Annotated in this window: 13 protein-coding genes; 5 read left to right on the forward strand and 8 right to left on the reverse strand. The window is 48.8% G+C overall.

Going from position 1 to position 15,696, the window contains the following annotated elements; all coding sequences use genetic code 11:
- Nucleotides 1-202: 202 nt before the first annotated feature.
- The 3 genes from AB6805_RS16255 to AB6805_RS16265 all read right to left on the reverse strand — a co-directional run bounded on the left by AB6805_RS16255 (nucleotide 203) and on the right by AB6805_RS16265 (nucleotide 4,720).
- Nucleotides 203-1,108: a helix-turn-helix domain-containing protein gene (locus tag AB6805_RS16255; RefSeq protein WP_370910487.1), complete on the reverse strand. Its 906-nt coding sequence runs from the start codon at nucleotides 1,106-1,108 to the stop codon at nucleotides 203-205.
- A 77-nt stretch (nucleotides 1,109-1,185) separates the two neighbouring features.
- On the reverse strand, nucleotides 1,186-2,184 hold the full coding sequence (locus AB6805_RS16260) for a lipid A-modifier LpxR family protein (protein WP_370910488.1): 999 nt from the start codon (nucleotides 2,182-2,184) through the stop codon (nucleotides 1,186-1,188).
- 85 nt (nucleotides 2,185-2,269) lie between these two features.
- Nucleotides 2,270-4,720: an ABC transporter permease gene (locus tag AB6805_RS16265; protein WP_370910489.1), complete on the reverse strand. Its 2,451-nt coding sequence runs from the start codon at nucleotides 4,718-4,720 to the stop codon at nucleotides 2,270-2,272.
- Nucleotides 4,721-4,902: 182 nt separating this feature from the next.
- Between AB6805_RS16265 and AB6805_RS16270 the strand changes: the two genes are divergently transcribed.
- The 3 genes from AB6805_RS16270 to AB6805_RS16280 all read left to right on the forward strand — a co-directional run bounded on the left by AB6805_RS16270 (nucleotide 4,903) and on the right by AB6805_RS16280 (nucleotide 7,954).
- A complete protein-coding gene (locus tag AB6805_RS16270) occupies nucleotides 4,903-6,456 on the forward strand; it encodes an MFS transporter (RefSeq protein ID WP_370910490.1) in 1,554 nt (517 codons plus the stop codon).
- A gap of 66 nt (nucleotides 6,457-6,522) precedes the next feature.
- A complete protein-coding gene (locus AB6805_RS16275; protein WP_370910491.1) occupies nucleotides 6,523-6,924 on the forward strand; it encodes a DoxX family protein in 402 nt (133 codons plus the stop codon).
- A 16-nt stretch (nucleotides 6,925-6,940) separates the two neighbouring features.
- Nucleotides 6,941-7,954, forward strand: a complete 1,014-nt coding sequence (locus AB6805_RS16280) for an alpha/beta hydrolase family protein (protein ID WP_370910492.1) — start codon at nucleotides 6,941-6,943, stop codon at nucleotides 7,952-7,954.
- Nucleotides 7,955-7,968: 14 nt separating this feature from the next.
- Here AB6805_RS16280 and AB6805_RS16285 read toward each other — a convergent pair whose 3' ends face one another.
- Entirely contained in the window at nucleotides 7,969-8,559 is a 591-nt protein-coding gene (locus AB6805_RS16285) for a TetR/AcrR family transcriptional regulator (protein WP_370910493.1), read from the reverse strand.
- Nucleotides 8,560-8,626: 67 nt separating this feature from the next.
- Between AB6805_RS16285 and AB6805_RS16290 the strand changes: the two genes are divergently transcribed.
- Complete coding sequence (locus tag AB6805_RS16290; RefSeq protein ID WP_370910494.1) at nucleotides 8,627-9,424, forward strand: alpha/beta fold hydrolase; 798 nt, start codon at nucleotides 8,627-8,629, stop codon at nucleotides 9,422-9,424.
- 169 nt (nucleotides 9,425-9,593) lie between these two features.
- Nucleotides 9,594-10,412 carry an HAD-IIA family hydrolase gene (locus AB6805_RS16295; RefSeq protein ID WP_370910495.1) on the forward strand — a complete coding sequence of 273 codons (819 nt, stop codon included), beginning with the start codon at nucleotides 9,594-9,596 and terminating at the stop codon, nucleotides 10,410-10,412.
- A gap of 37 nt (nucleotides 10,413-10,449) precedes the next feature.
- On the opposite strand, the gene AB6805_RS16300 is transcribed toward AB6805_RS16295, so the two are convergent.
- Genes AB6805_RS16300 through AB6805_RS16315 form a run of 4 tightly spaced genes read right to left on the reverse strand, consistent with a single transcriptional unit; the run spans nucleotide 10,450 to nucleotide 15,691 of the window.
- Nucleotides 10,450-11,247, reverse strand: a complete 798-nt coding sequence (locus AB6805_RS16300; RefSeq protein WP_370910496.1) for a glycerophosphodiester phosphodiesterase family protein — start codon at nucleotides 11,245-11,247, stop codon at nucleotides 10,450-10,452.
- Nucleotides 11,247-12,599 (reverse strand): PhoPQ-activated pathogenicity-related family protein, encoded by a 1,353-nt coding sequence (locus AB6805_RS16305; protein WP_370910497.1) that lies wholly within the window; start codon nucleotides 12,597-12,599, stop codon nucleotides 11,247-11,249. Before AB6805_RS16305 ends, AB6805_RS16300 begins: the two co-directional genes overlap by 1 nt.
- 44 nt (nucleotides 12,600-12,643) lie before the next feature.
- Nucleotides 12,644-14,353, reverse strand: a complete 1,710-nt coding sequence (locus tag AB6805_RS16310) for a SusD/RagB family nutrient-binding outer membrane lipoprotein (protein ID WP_370910498.1) — start codon at nucleotides 14,351-14,353, stop codon at nucleotides 12,644-12,646.
- A 21-nt stretch (nucleotides 14,354-14,374) separates the two neighbouring features.
- Nucleotides 14,375-15,691, reverse strand: a complete 1,317-nt coding sequence (locus AB6805_RS16315; RefSeq protein WP_370910499.1) for a hypothetical protein — start codon at nucleotides 15,689-15,691, stop codon at nucleotides 14,375-14,377.
- Nucleotides 15,692-15,696 lie beyond the last annotated feature (5 nt).

Here is a 15,696-nt window from a genome sequence, read left to right on the forward strand (position 1 = left end):
TGAAATACAAGTTTGCGGATACAAAAGTAGTGGAGATGACAGCGCGGGAAAAGGTTGATAAATCGGGTAAGATGGTCTGAAAGTCGGTTTGTTTTTTTAATGCAAACGGTAATGGGTACACGAAGAAGAAGAGGCCGGGTAAGAGTATCCCGGCCTGTACCTTAAACCTACAACTGTTACACTGTTAGTCGTAACAAAATCTTTATTGATGAATAGCGCGGAACTCTTTAGGGGAGTAGCCGGTATGGCGTTTGAAGAATTTACCAAAGAAGGACTGATCGCTGAAATGCAGCAGTTCTGCTACCTGGGAGATGCTGAGTTTCGGATCATCAAGCAGGAGTTTGGCCTCCAGCATCACGAAGTCGTCGATCACTTCACCTGCATTTTTGCCTGTCATTTCCTTCACGGTTTCCGTTAGGTATTTAGGCGTTACAAACAGTTGTTCTGCATATTGCTGCAGGTTGCGCTGGTGCCTGAACTGCAGCTGTACCAGGTTGGTAAAGCTGATCACGAGACTTTCCTTTCTTGAAATATTGGATGCTTTCTGTTCCTGGTATTTTGTGCTGAGCGATGCCAGTTCATAGAGCAGCAGGAAGAAGGTATGGTGCAGCAATTCCTTTGCAAAAGGCGCTTTATGCAACAGGTTGTCCGCACGGACGGACAGCTGGTTTAAGTGTTCCGAAATGGTAAGCGCATCTTCTTTATTAAGCCGCCAGTGTGGCGAGTACCTGGTAGTGAAATAATCATACAGCTCCATTTTGGCGGGAGGCATTCCGATGGCAACCAGGAAATCCAGTGTGAAGCTCAGTACAGACACGACTGCGGTTTTATCGATGGAGATCATCTTTTTGTTGCTGCTGGGCGATGCCAGCAACAAGCTGTTGGTGCTCATTGTAAATTCTTCCCGGTTTAAGGCGCCTGTTATTTTTCCTTTCTTTACCAATAAAATGGTGGTGAAATCAGATCTGAAGTTTGTTCTTATATTATCGAAATCAGCCAGGTGCATATCATTGAAGATAGAGATGCCAAAATTATGCGGCGATTCCGGCAAGCCGTTTTCACGCATAAATTCCGCATGTTTGTATATCTCGCCCCGTCCCAGTTTCATAATGCAAAGTTTCATTGATCTGAGTTGCCTTCAAAGGTTAATAAGTCGGCAATATTGGTCAGAAAGTCGGTTGTCCGTTACCATGCAAGATAGAAAGAAATATTACCTACTTCGTGATGTGATATGCCGTTAATCACCGGCGACATGGTTTTCTGGGTGAGAGAGAAGCCTGCCTTTCCGAATACAGCCACCACTCCGCAGTCTATCCCCGCTAACAGTTTATTGTTCGCATATGTAGGGCGGTTACCCGGAAGCGGTGGCTGCCCCGGGCTTTCTACGGGCGCTACGCCTTTCACGAGCGCATTAGTGAACATCAGCTCCACACCGGGCCGGATGATAGCATAGAGCTGCCAATGCTTTGTGTTGGCGTATTGGGTAATATACCCGTTATAGTAAGGAAGCATTTTACCAATCCTGATCAGAGAGTAGGCCGCGAAACCATTCAGCATGGTACCGGCATATAGCTGACCACCTGCTGTTATCTCCGCTATTTTTTTATAGGCGGCTACCTGTTTCTCTGCCGTGAGATTGAGATTCAGGAGTACTTTGTTACCGATCTGGTTACGCCATCCCCGGGGCCTGGTAAAGCCGAGAATGCGATGGGCGATGGTTTGGGTTTCTTTTGCCAATGCCCACGGACCCATTACACCGGCAAACCATTCCGTTTGCAGGTTGAATTTGCGGACCGGATTAGTGGAGTGGATAGTATGCGTGATGAACAATCCGCCGGCATAGGCAAAGTCGCCCGGCACCGGCACCACTTTCCGGAGATCCCTGGGCGTAAACATCACCTGCATAAATCCCCAGCCATATGTATTGATGCTTTCTTTGCCAGCTTTGGGCATCCAGCGGTCGGGAAAGGAGCGGGGAGGTTGTGGCCGGGTATAAAACAAATCGAACCGCGTACCATTGGTATATGCCTGGTCCGTTCCATTACCATTGAGGTTAATGAAGTCATTGTCTTCGTAAAAGCGGAACAACCGCGTATTTTCAGTGGAAGCCTGTGCTCTCAGATCATTCCAGGGTGTGCCTATTATGCCGCAGTAAATTAATACTGTTAGAATCGTCTTTTTCATCTAGCGCCTGACATCTTTGCGAAAATCGTACAATGAAGATAAATAAAGATGGTCGATCTGCCGGCATAATTAAATGATCATTTGACTATTCTGCTTTTAAGCTTTTCACCGGATTGGCAAGCGCTGCTTTTACCGATTGGAAACTAACCGTTACCAGTGCAACGAACATGGCAATGATGCCGGCCAGCACAAATATCCACCAGGAGATAGGAGCGCTGTAGGCAAAGCCCTGCAGCCACTTGTGCATGGCATACCAGGCAATGGGAGCGGCCAGCACGGCGGCAATGAAAACATACCGGAGGAAGTCCCTGCTCAGCAGCGTTGCAATGTTTGTTACACTGGCGCCCAGCACCTTGCGGATACCGATTTCTTTGGTGCGCTGGCGGGCAGTAAAGGCGGCGAGGCCAAATAAACCAAGACAGGAAATAACGATGGCAATAGTCATACCGGTGTTCATCAGTTGTTCCATCTGCCGTTCCCGTTCGTAAAATTTGCGGATGGTATCGTCAAAGAAATGGTAGTCGAATTTCTCGTTGGGATATACAGAGGCATATGCCCGCTGTATATCAGCAATGGTGTGTTGCAGTTGTGCGCCGGTATAACCGGCCAGCGACAGCTTCACATTTACAAACCGGCAGATATCCAGGGAAGAAGTGACGAAAACAGGCTTGATCTGGTCACGGAGTGCAACGGTATGAAAATCGGCCAGTACGCCAACAACGGGCATGATTTTCCGTGAAGGCCCGTCGCTCATGCCCGACTCTACAAATTTACCGACCGCATCTGCCGGGTTTTTAAATCCTAAGGCTTTGGCGCAGGTTTCATTGATCAGCACTTCCTTCATGGTATCTGAAGGCTGCAGGTTCCTGCCGGCTAACAGCTTCAGCTGGTAAAGGGGCAGGTAATTCTCATCGCCGAATTCCAGGTGACAATTTGCCCGCAACTCGTTTTTGCCGGTGTATTTAAGATCGGTGCCCCAATGGCCTTTGTCGGCAGGAGGGCCCTGGCTTAAGCTCACCATTTCCACCTGCGGCAGCAACCGGATCTTCTCCGCCAATACCCGTGGAAGGGTTTTGGCATATGCGCGGTTAGTGTCAAAGGTGATGATCGCATCTTTCGTAAATCCAAGATCTTTGTTCAGCATATACCTGATCTGGTTATTCACCACCAGTGAGCCTATAATAAATACCAGGGAGATGGTAAACTGGAAAACTACCAGGCCTATACGAAGATATCCCCGTTGGTTTCCCTTTACCCCGGTGCTCCCTTTGAGACTTTGCACCGGCTTGAACGACGACAATATTTTTGCAGGATAGAACCCGGATAGCAGCGTGGTGAACAGTGTAATCAGCAACAGGAACACAACGGTAGGCCAGCTGAATAAATACAACGCCACACCGTCAGGCATAAACGAACTGAAAATATCCAGTAAAGGTTTTACTGCTAAAAGCGACAACAATACAGCAGCTACCGTAAGGAGAAATGTTTCCGTAAGGAAATACACCACCAGGCTTCGTTTGTTGCTGCCCAGTACTTTCCTGATCCCTATTTCCTTGGACCGCTCCACTGATTGGGCGGTAGACAGATTGATGAAGTTGATGGCGGCAATGATCAGTATAAATAACGCAATGGCCATGAGTCCGTACATCGTAGGCAGGTGTGCCTTATGCCCGAATTCATCCGTATAGTCGCCGTTGAAATGGATATCTGCCAACGGCTGCAGCCGGAAGGCTTTGCTTTCCCCGGTTTCGGCTAATACCCGTTCGCTGGCGAAGGCCGCCAGCTGCCTGTTCAGCAGTGCGGTATCGGCGCCGGGATTCAGTTTTACATAGGCCTGTGTGCCACCAAACATACCCCATTGACCAAACCCGAATTCGTTTTCGAACGGACTGTTCTTTGCCGAGGCAAAGGAAATAAAATCGTTGAAGAGGAAATCACTGTTCCGTGGCAGGTCTTTCACAATACCCGCTACTGTTAAAGGGATAGAATCGTTGTAGTGAACGGTTTTTCCCAGGTATTTTTCGGCAGGCAGGTCGCCGAAGTACTTAGCTGCTTTGCTGGCGGTTAATACCACCTTAAGGGGTTCCTGTAAAGCGGTGGCAGGATTGCCGGCCAGCCAGGTATATTGAAATACGCTGAAGTATTCGGGAGAAGCAATCAACACATCGGGCTTGCCGCTGTTTTCAAATTTCTTTACCACGCCGTTGCTGCCATAAACAGAGACCTTGGGATAAATAGGATGAATAGCCGCGAGCGTTTCAACGCCTGTAAATTTGTTGGTTAAGGCCTCCGGGGCTGAATCCGGCACACGTGACATTTTACGGGCGCCGCGTTCAGGGGAATTGAGCTGCGACACGATCCGGTAAATATTTTCTTTGCCGTGGTGAAAGTTTTCATAACTCAGTTCAAAGTGAACACTGAGAAAGATCACCAGGCAGGCGCTGATGCCAAGCCCAAGGCCAATGACGTTGATGGCAGCGTATACTTTGTTGCGGAGCAGGTTTCTCCAGGCAATTTTTATGTAACTTTTAAACATAACAGGAAGTGTGGGATTGACAACCAAAGCATGAAAAATATGCCAATCATCAGGAGTATTGATATTGATAACGTTATGCTCCTTATTATCATGTAAAATGTCCGCTTGCGTAATCGGTGTGTCCGGAAACGAACATCGATGATGAAGGGAACATTTTAAGCAGTTGAACGTTAATGATTATCATGACAACCGTAGCACTCCGGAGTTCCGAAGGCAGATGGGTAATGGTTACCACCATTCTCGCTTCTGCGATGGCTTTTATAGATGGTACTGCATTGAATGTAGTGTTGCCTGCGCTGCAACACAATCTGAATGCCTCCGCGGCAGAGCTGTTCTGGGTGTTAAACGCCTATATGCTCATGCTGGCTTCTCTCATATTGATAGGCGGCACGTTGGGCGACCGGCTTGGCCGCAAAAAAGTTTTCATGGCCGGCATCTTTATTTTTATCCTGGGATCTGCCGCGTGCGGGTTTGCCGGTAATGCCACGCTGCTCATCATTTTCCGGATGATACAGGGTATTGGCGGTGCATTGATGATTCCCGGAAGCCTGTCCCTGATCACTGCTTCCATTAATGAAAATGAAAGGGGGAAAGCTATTGGCACCTGGTCGGCCATCACCACGCTGGTTACCATGGGGGGGCCTATACTCGGCGGCGCCCTGGCAGATGCCGGGTTGTGGCGGTATATCTTTTTCATCAATGTGCCCATTGGCGTGGCGGCCCTGGTATTCCTCGCATTGAAAGTAAGCGAGAGCAGGGAAACGGAAGGGGATCAGCGGCTCGATTATCCCGGCGCGGTGCTTACGGCGGCAGGACTGGCGCTGCTCACTTTTGGGTTCCTGCGGATGCCGGTGCTGGGTTTCGGTCACCCGGAAGTATATGGCACTATTGCAGGTGGCGTCATATTGCTGATTGTTTTTATCGTGGTAGAAAACAAAAGCCCTCATCCTATGCTACCGGTTCACCTGTTTAAGAATTTAACCTTTACCGGTACCAACCTGCTTACGTTCTTTTTGTATGCCGGTCTTGGTGCAGGCATGCTGTTCCTTTCGCTGAACATGGTGCAGGTGCAGGGGTACAGCCAGCTCCAGTCGGGGCTTACCTTTTTGCCTTTTACGGTATTAATGATCGTCATTGCGCGTTTCGCGGGGAGCCTGGCCGATAAATATGGTCCCCGTTTATTCCTGGTGGCGGGTCCGTGTATTGCCGGTGGTGGCTTACTGATGTTGTCTTTTGTAAAACAAACACAGGGCGCGGCCGATTACTGGACTACTTTTTTCCCGGGCATTGTGGGGTTGGGTCTTGGCATGTCTATCACGGTGGCGCCGTTAACCGCCGCGGTGATGGGGTCGGTGAGCGATCATTTATCCGGCACTGCCTCTGGTGTAAACAATGCCGTTACCCGTATTGCCGGTGTTTTTGCCAATGCTATTTTTGGTGCGCTGGCCGTATTGTTTTTTTCGGGAGCGGTGCAGCGGGAAATCCATGCGTTGCCACTAAGTGGTGCGCAGCAGGAGGCAGTGATAGCCCAAACGGTGAACCTGGGTAATGCATCCGTGCCTGCGGATATTGACCCCGCGCACCAGCAGGCCATCCGTAAAGTTTATAAAGATGGTTTTATTGCCGCTTATGGAACTATTATGCGGTTGTCGGCAGGGCTGGGCTTTATGGGCGGATTAATGGGCTTTCTTTTTATCCGTAAACGGCCGGCAGCGGTGTCTCCTGCAAAGCAATAGAAATACCGGTTTACAGGTATTGTTTCCGGCGGCCGCTTTTCTATATTTGTATAATAACCACTCCTGATGCAAAAATTCCCTTTCCTGACCCTGAAGCAATCGTTACTCCTACTGCGTATATCTGTGGCTGTTATATTCCTGGCACATGCGATCGTGCGGATCTGTAATGGTACCATTCCCCGTTTTGGTGAGTTCATGGAAAGTAAGGGACTGCCTGTTGGTGTAGCATGGGTATGGGCTATCACTGCCTATGAAATTGCGGGCGGACTGTTGCTGCTGCTGGGCGGGTATACACGATTGCTCGCAGCGGGTTTTATCGTGTTGTTACTGGTGGGTATTGTATTAATACATGCTTCCCTCGGTTGGTTTGTAGGCGAGCACGGTACTGGTGGATGCGAATATAGTTTTATACTTATTGTAGCTTTGCTGGTAATTGCCGCGGAGAAGCGGCCGGAGGGGGGTGTTTAATATGACTTCTTTTATAGTGAAATCAGCATGCTGGCTTTTAATTGTTTTCCCGCTGGCGCTTCGGGCGCAGCAAGGAAGCGAAAAGTTATTTGGGTACACGCATCTCCAAACTTTATATAAGGGTGATACGGTGAACATGCTGGTAAAATCAAAGGCAGGGGAAGAGAATAAGAAAAAGCCCATTTTTCTCTTCTGCCAGGGAAGTTTACCAATTCCACTGATGATCACTTATACCGCGAATGGAAAAACCCAGGTGGGAAATGTTTTTGTTTTTAATCCCGATGTATTGACAGATAAGTATCACCTGGTTATTATCAGTAAGCCAGGAATTCCACTCATAACTGATCAGCGGGCGCTGTCCGATAGTTATACCTTCAAGGACAGTACCGGTAACTTTCCAGGGGCATATACGGAACGGAATCTGCTGGATTACTATGTTGAAAGAAATAAAGAGGTAATCCGGTTTTTGAACAGGCAAAATTGGGTGTCAAAAGAAGGGCTGGTAATTGCGGGTCACTCCGAAGGAAGTACCATAGCGGCTAAGCTGGCATTGGAAACCAAAGCCGTTTCAGCATTGATCTATTCCGGCGGGAATCCCCTGGGACGGATCATGACCATTATTGAGCGCAACAGGTTGCTGGAGAAGGATTCCGCCGATTTAACAACAGAGGATATGGTCCATTGGCAAAACGTGGTGAATGATCCGGAGCAGATGGAGGGTACAAAAGGTGATTCGCACAAAACAACCTACCAGTTTTCGGTACCACCTATACAATATCTTGAAAAATTAAAAATCCCGGTATTGGTATCATATGGTTCAAAAGATGCAATAGCGCCGTTTGAAATGTATTTACGGGTAGAAATGATCCGGCAAAAAAAGAAGAACTTCAGCTTCCGTGTTTACCGGGGAACGGAACACAATTATTTCCCGCTGCATGCGGATGGTTCCATCAACTATGATATTTTTAACTGGGACCAGGTAGCAAAAGACTGGCGTGAATGGTTGCTGCAGATAGATAAGGGAAAGTGAATGTGTGATCTTTCTCACCCAAAAACAATCCGGTGCACCGACCAGCGCCAGGTTTCCAATATCGCTTCATTATCCAGTTTACACAGGTCTTTCAGGATCGTAACAGATTCTATCCCGAAAAATATACTCAACGCATTTACCATGTGCCTGAAGGCCGTGGAATCCATTGTTTTCCGCAATGGTTTGAGCGCTTCTTCTATGAGCACAATACGCCGGCCGGCCCTGGAATAACCACTTTTAGGATGAATGGATTCCGATATCACGGAGCTGAGGAATAACCTGAACTCTGTTTCATTTTTTGTAAAGAGTTCGAAATGGTAATCGATCAGTTTATTGACGCGCGCTTCCAGGTCTTTTTCGGGGATGTTGGCAAAGAGGTCGTCGCTTGTTTGGGCTTTCAGCTGTAAGGAGGCTTCTCTTCTTAATACTTCTGTTCCGGTGAAATAGCGGTAGGCCGTAGCTTTGGAGATGCCGGCTTCTTTGGCTACCAACTCCACGCTGATGTCTTTCCCTTGTAACAGGAGTGTGTTGGCCACTGCTATCAGGGCTTCCCGTGTTTTTAATTTTTGCGCAATCCTGCCTCCGTCCAATGATAATTTGCCCATGCGTGGTTTTAAAATTTGATTTCAGCTATAAAGGTACTACTTTCGTGAGACTAAAGTCTCATTAATTATGAAGCAGCACCTAAAGGTAAGGGGAATCAATATAGTATACGATGATTACGGGAGCGGGGAAACGATCGTGTTTATCCATGGGCAGCCATTTAACCGCAGCATGTGGGATCAGCAGGTGGCAGTATTCAAAAACGGCTATCGCCTGATTGTGCCCGATCTCAGGGGATATGGGGAGAGTGATATGCCTTCCGGGATGACGTTGCTGGATGAAGTGGCGCTGGATATCATTCATTTGCTGGAGGCGCTGCAAATAAGGAAGGCCACGTTTGTGGGGCTGTCGATGGGCGGACAGGTACTTTTTGAATTGTACCGGTTAGCGCCGCATTTGTGCCATGCCCTGGTGCTGGCAGATACCGATGCAAAAGCCGAGAGTGTGCAAAGTTACCAGGCGCGGTTGCAGTTATCACAGGATCTGTTGGCGAAAGGAATGCAGTTTTATACAGATCAACACCTGCATCAATTCCTCGGTAAAGCAACGATGGCAGGGAAATCTGCTGTAGTAGCACATTTACGCGATATGATGGTGAACACAAACCCGTTGGGCGCCTCCCTGGTGCAGCGGGGCAGGGCAGAGCGAAGGGACCATACCGGGTTGTTACCGGATATCCATTGCCCGGTATTAATTGTAGTGGGAGAAGAAGATGGGTTTACTCCCGTGGAAGTGGCGAAAGGAATGCAGGCGCGTATCAAAAATGCGCAACTCGTTGTAATAAAGGACGCTTCGCATATGCCGAATATGGAACAACCGGAGATTTTCAATCATCACCTGGAATTATTTTTACAGGGTATTCAATAGATCCGTTGTTCTTCTCACAAAAAGAAAAAAGTTTTTAATTTATTTTATTATCTTTAGGGGGAAGCTATCCAATTCTACGGATGCTTCGCTGCGGCTATACCGTTTCCCGCCTTTATTCATTCCATGAAATTTATTGAATCACAAACCAGTTCATTAACATCTGATTGCTATGAAAAAAAAGGGATTTTTAATCGACATGGATGGCGTAATCTACAAAGGCAGCGAACCTATTCCCGGTGCAGTAGAATTTATTAATGGTCTCAGAGATAAAGGCCTTCCTTTCCTGTTCCTCACCAACAATAGCCAAAGAACCAGCAGGGATGTATGTTACAAGCTGAATAAGATGGGCTTTAAGGTAAATGATACAGATATTTTTACCTGTGCCATGGCTACCGCAAGATACCTGGCTTCCAAAAAAGAAAACGGTACAGCGTATGTAATCGGTGAAGGCGGGTTATTGACGGAACTTTACAATGCCGGCTATTCTATTGTAGATGATCAGCCTGATTATGTGATTATAGGAGAAGGCAGAACGATCATGCTGGAATCCGTTGATAAAGCGATCAACATGATCATGAAAGGCGCCAAATTAATCGCCACTAATCTTGATCCTAACTGCCCCATGGGCGATGGTAAATACCGCGCAGGTTGCGGCGCACTGGTAGCGATGCTGGAATTTGCCAGCGGCATCAAAGCCTTTAGTGTGGGGAAACCCAGCCCCGTGATGATGCGCATGGCGCGCAAAGCATTGCAGCTCACTACGGATGAAACGGTGATGATAGGCGATACCATGGGAACAGATATCCTTGGTGCAGGCTCTATGGGCTTTACTACCGTGCTCACCTTATCAGGCGTAACACATGAAGACGACCTCGTGAATTTTGGTTATTCGCCTGATTTTATTATTAAATCCGTAAAGGATTTACTGAATGAAGAGTTGTTTATGAAAGTAATGGGAGAACCGGCGTTCGCAGAAGCGGAATACTAAATAATTACAGGGGCGCTTGAATGGCGCCCCTGCTTTTTTATTTTGTAGATTGATATTGCTTCAGCCAGGTGATCAGCGCATCCGGGTGGTCCGTTTGCACGCCCTGTATTCCTTTGCTCATCGCTGCCTGCCAGCTGGCAGGGCCTTCATCGGGCGACTGTACATCCAGCCACACCGCGGTGTTGTATTTGCCGGTAACCGCCAACATCGCAGGATCGGTAATGTTATCCAGTACGGCTATACGAATTTTTTTCAGGAAGGCTTCCAGCTGTTCCGGTGTTTTTACTTCGTCCGGTAAACTGGCCATCAGCGGTACTTCCGGCGCTGTTTCCCTCCACGCTTTGTATTGTTTTTTTTCATTGAGATATACTACCACCTGTTTTTCCATACCGGCGGCCTGTAGTTGTTTCCAGGTTTCGGGCACATCGGCGGCTTTAAAGTCGAGGTAGATGTTCAGCTTACCCTTACATGCCTCTAATGCTTCTGCGAAAGTAGGCACCCGGTATACTTTTCCATCGGCACTGCGCACCTGCAGTTTTTGGATCTCCGCCAGCGTAAGGTCCGTTACATTGCCGGTGCCATCCGTCATTTTATCCACGGTGGCGTTGTGCAGGAGGATCAGCTGCCCGTCTTTGGTGGTGCGGAGATCCAGCTCGGCGTAGTCGGCCCCGCAGCGGATGGTTTCTTCGATGGCTGCCACGGTATTTTCCGGCACGCTCACGTGGTTACCACGATGCGCTACCACCACAAATTTATTTCGTGTAGCCGGCAGCGTTTGGCCAAGGGCGTTAATGGCGAGACAGCAGGCAGCTGCCAGTAATATCATTGATTTCATCAAAGAATGGCTTTAGTATCGGTAACGAATACACGTGTACTAACGGTGTAGGTACCGCCGGTGGCATTTTGGTATTTCAGGTCCACGTAAAAAGCACGGTAGCCATTTGGCGGCAGCGTGGTGGTTACTTTTACTTTCGACTGATGCGCCATTCCCAGGCTTTTGGATTCCCATTTGTCGTTGCGGAAATCCAGGTCCGAAGAGTTGGCCGACCACAGGATTACATCCAGTAAACGGTCGGAGGTAGCTTTGGCCGTAAGCTGTACTTTACCGCTGTGCGTGCGGGTAGTCCAGCTGCAATCGGGGTAGGGCTGCTTGCTCAGCGTCATTCCGAAGAAGGCGCTGAGTCCCTGGAAGGCCTGCTGTTTATCGCCCAGGTTATGACCGGCATTGGGTACATAGTTAATAAGATTCTTACCGGGGATGCTGTCGATGTAATTTTTGATATTATCTACTACCCAGTATTCATCATTGGTGCCCATAAATATCATTTTAGGAATAGACAGGCTGCTACGGTAGGAGTAGGGATCAATCATCGTATTGATGGCCATGCCTTCGGTAGTATGCGCCGTTTGGGGGATACCCAGTTTCACGTAGTCTTCTATCTGCACACTATATTCTTTCCAGGTTTTGATCTGGTAATCCAGGCTCACCGGCATATTCAGCACATCAATCACCATGGGCGCAATGGCTACCACGCGTTTATCGTTGGCGCCGGTGAGCCAGGTGGTCCAGCCGCGTTTGGACGCGCCGGATACTACAAAGCCATTCACTTTGCGGTTCAGTTGTTTGTCTGCAAACTCCTGGATTACATCCATAGCTCTTACAGCGCTTTTTACCATCGGGAAGAGCAGTGGCCAGTTGTAGTCGCCATCTTTTTTAAACTGGTGAAGGGTGTATGAAATCAGCGCATCTTCTGTTAGTTTACCAAAGAGCGGCTGATTGGGGGTTTGCCGTAATACCGCTGTTACTGCGTGATTCACGGCGGCAACTTTTCCCATCTGCTGGTACAGTTCATCCGTAGGGCCGTTCCAGTTAGGCAGTCCATCTTTCACGGAGCCGCCGGTGATAAACAGCAATGCACCGTCGTATTTAATTTCATCGGGCACAAAAATAGTGAGCTGGTGCGTCCAGGTGTATTCCCGCCATTTCTGCGAAGTAAGGAGTACGTTATAGCCTTTGCCGTTAGTAACGTTGAAGGAATCCTTCAGTTCCCATTTGAACGAAGTATCGCCGTTGTCCAGGTAGCTTTTCAGCGCGTTGGCAGGTGTTACGGTTTGTTGTGCAAAAGTATTCGCCTGGCTTAGCAGGAGTACAAATGCAGTGGCGGCATTTAAAAAGAGTTGCTTCATATCCAGATAGAATTGTTTTTTATGGGTTGATGAAATATAAGAAATTACCAGGGTTTTCCGGTGCCCTGGATGATCCAGGGTTTCGACCACGGACTATTTTTAGTGCCATTGGCGCCAAAGGACGAGTAGGTGGTTACTTCCAGCCGGCCGGCAGCTGCTTCCATGTTTGCTTTATTCAGGTTACGTTCTTCCAGCATATAGTACAGTCGCACCGGTACTACGGGGCCTTTTGCATACGGGCCGGCCTGTAATACCGGGTAGCCTGTTCTTTTATAATCCGCCCAGGCTTCGGTGGCGGCAGTCCAGCTGGCGATCCATTTCTGTATAATGATCTGTTCCTGCGTATGATTGAATTTTACGGAAGGCTGCGCGAGATAAGCGGCAGTGCTGCCGGCTACTCCCCAAACATTGAGCGATGCCTGAACGCCCGCGTTGTAATGCGCTTCCGCATCACCGGCCGCCCATCCTTTTATGGCAGCCGCTTCCGCCAGAATAAAATGTACTTCTGATGCAGAGATGATCCTCGCTTTCAGCAGCGGTCCTTTAGGTTGTTTGTAGATGTCGTTGAGCCAGGATACATGCGGGTTCCTGGATGCCTGGCTGGCATCGGGACTGAGATTATATACCGCCGGGCCGGAAATAGCAGGAGGAAGCCCCACGTAATTTTCGTCCTGGTTAATATCATTTGCAGTAAGTCCTTTGGAGGCCAGCACATCAGGTGAAATGTATCTTACCTTCCGCGGTTCTCCTGCTATCACGGTGTCGGTGGCTTTATAAACGTTGCCGGTGCCGGCTGGTTTGGTATCATCTACCAATAAAAAACACTGCACTTTATTGGCCCATACGCCCAGCCTTGGATCGTGCCTGGATTGCAGGGCATTTACAAATGTGCTGCACATCTTCAACCGGCGGTAGTTGCTGCTGTCGGTGTCGTAGGCTACATTCATGGGCCAGGAATCCGCATTGCTGTTGCCGGGGAACGACATGGTGGCATCTTCTGCGCCGTCGATGCTGAGGATAAGAGGATATTGCGCGGGATCGGCTACCATTTTTTCAATACCGGCTTTTGCGATGGCGGGCAGCTTCTCAGACAGGCGCATATAATACCGTAATGCGAGGGAATTGGCCATTTTACGCCATTTCGCCGGGTCGCCCTGGTAATACACATCCACGGCATCAATAGGGTTGGAATAAGCGCTTTTAGGCTTTGAAAGCAGGGTGTTTGCTTTTTCAAGATCAGCGAGTATTCCCATGTAAATAGTTTGCTGCGGATCAAATACCGGGAGCGTGGTTTCGGGTGTGCCCTTTTCTCCCTGCAGGGCGTAGGTGTAAGGTGCATCGCCCCAGAGATCCGTGATCAGGCCGAAGATCAATGACTTCATCACCAGTGCCACACCCTGGTGCAGTTCACTGTTCAGTTCCACGCCGCGGTTATATACCAGTTGGTTGTTCCGCAGCACATCGTAGTACCCTGTCCAGCTGTTGGAGCCGGACCAGTCGTATTCATTGTGGGTGGTCGTCCAGCCATCTTTTTGCGTGTGCTGCATCACCCCGGCCATATCCTGGTAGCCCAGGAATACCAGCTGGAATCCTGTGGTGGTGAGCACCGTAGACAACACCAGGTTAGGATTGATGGTAACCGGATTGGCGCCGTTGGGATTTTCGTTCATGCTGATCAGGTCCTTTTTACAGGAGGCAACAGATAAACAAAGAAATCCGATACTGAGTATAATAGATTTACGCACTGTTTTCATATATCAGAATTAAAGGAACACTTAAAAGGTGACGTTCAGTTTTGCACCCACCGGGATAGCCCAGGGAGTAACATTGTATCTTTCAATACCCTGCTTGAACTGCATGCCCGAGCCCTGTACAGCGGTAGAAGGCTGATAGGCGTTTTCGGGATCAATGCCGATTTTGGCGGCAGTCCACAGGATAATATTCCGGCTGTATACAGAGAAGCTGGCGCGCTGCAATTTCGCGGTACTGATCAGTCGCTGCGGCAGCGCATAGGTAAGCGACACTTCTCTCAGCTTCAGGTAAGATGCAGGGAATAAGAACGCCCTTGTAAACGACCAGGCGGTACTGCCTGCATAAGGAAGCGTGAGGGTGCCATCGTTACCAAGGTTTTCAAGATAGCCGGTGGGGTTACCGTTGCTGTCGTATCCTTTTGCCCTTACACCCGGAATAAATACGCCGCCATAAGGCAGCACATACGGACCATAAGTAAAAGGAAAACTATTGTATTCCGGCGTAGGACCGCCTACCAGCGGGAAGTTATTGCCGGTGGGGATTACCAGTTGATCCTGGTGACTCACCAGGTAATCGCGCAGTTCCTGGCCTTTCATAGTGCCGGGGTCGGTGAGCTTGTCGAGGAACAGCTGGGAGTTGCCATGTTCTTCTCCGTAACGGTAGGTTTGCGATACAAAGTCACCGCCATTCCGCCAGTCGAACGTCATACTCAGTGTAAAACTTTTATAGGAGATGGACGTCTGAAAACCCATGATAAAGTCGGGGTTAAAATTGCCGATCTTATTTTTTGTATTGATGGCATCTATACTTTGCCATTTACCGGTGTTATCTAATATAGGATAACCGTAGTAAGGGGACGATTTGTCTGTAACGGTTACCAGCTGTGCATCGTAGATGTCGCCGATATCTTCTCCCACATAGGTCCAGGCGCCGCCTTTTCCTTCTTCCCAAAGGGTATAATAAGGCATATCATCCGGCAGGGAAATGATGCGGGTTCTGTTGCGGGTGAAGTTAAAGTCCACATCCCATCTCCAGTTCCTGGTTTGTACCGGTGTGCCGCCGAGCGTTAATTCAATGCCCCTGCTCCTGAGCAAACCCGCGTTGATGCTGCGGGAAGAGTAGCCCGAAGAAGGAGGTGTTTTAGGACTGAAGATCTGGTTTTTGTTTTCAACGATATAATAGGTGCCTGAAAAATGCAGGCGGTTCTGAAATAGATTAATATCCACACCGCCTTCATACGACGTAGCGATTTCGGGTTTCAGGAAAGGATTCAGCAAAGTCCCGAAAGTGGTGAGCTGCGGAATGTTTCCCCAGGCGCCCACACTGCCCAAAGTAGCCACCAGCT

It is taken from the genome of Chitinophaga sp. RCC_12 (genome assembly GCF_041360695.1).
Classification (GTDB): domain Bacteria; phylum Bacteroidota; class Bacteroidia; order Chitinophagales; family Chitinophagaceae; genus Chitinophaga.

Bases quoted from the DNA above. Each gene is read 5' to 3' on its own strand.
- AB6805_RS16310 (WP_370910498.1), bottom strand. From the start codon at position 14,353: ATGAAAACAGTGCGTAAATCTATTATACTCAGTATCGGATTTCTTTGT.
- AB6805_RS16290 (WP_370910494.1), top strand. From the start codon at position 8,627: ATGAAGCAGCACCTAAAGGTAAGGGGAATCAATATAGTATACGATGAT.
- AB6805_RS16270 (WP_370910490.1), top strand. From the start codon at position 4,903: ATGACAACCGTAGCACTCCGGAGTTCCGAAGGCAGATGGGTAATGGTT.
- AB6805_RS16285 (WP_370910493.1), bottom strand. From the start codon at position 8,559: ATGGGCAAATTATCATTGGACGGAGGCAGGATTGCGCAAAAATTAAAA.
- AB6805_RS16305 (WP_370910497.1), bottom strand. From the start codon at position 12,599: ATGAAGCAACTCTTTTTAAATGCCGCCACTGCATTTGTACTCCTGCTA.
- AB6805_RS16265 (WP_370910489.1), bottom strand. From the start codon at position 4,720: ATGTTTAAAAGTTACATAAAAATTGCCTGGAGAAACCTGCTCCGCAAC.
- AB6805_RS16255 (WP_370910487.1), bottom strand. From the start codon at position 1,108: ATGAAACTGGGACGGGGCGAGATATACAAACATGCGGAATTTATGCGT.
- AB6805_RS16295 (WP_370910495.1), top strand. From the start codon at position 9,594: ATGAAAAAAAAGGGATTTTTAATCGACATGGATGGCGTAATCTACAAA.
- AB6805_RS16275 (WP_370910491.1), top strand. From the start codon at position 6,523: ATGCAAAAATTCCCTTTCCTGACCCTGAAGCAATCGTTACTCCTACTG.
- AB6805_RS16300 (WP_370910496.1), bottom strand. From the start codon at position 11,247: ATGAAATCAATGATATTACTGGCAGCTGCCTGCTGTCTCGCCATTAAC.
- AB6805_RS16260 (WP_370910488.1), bottom strand. From the start codon at position 2,184: ATGAAAAAGACGATTCTAACAGTATTAATTTACTGCGGCATAATAGGC.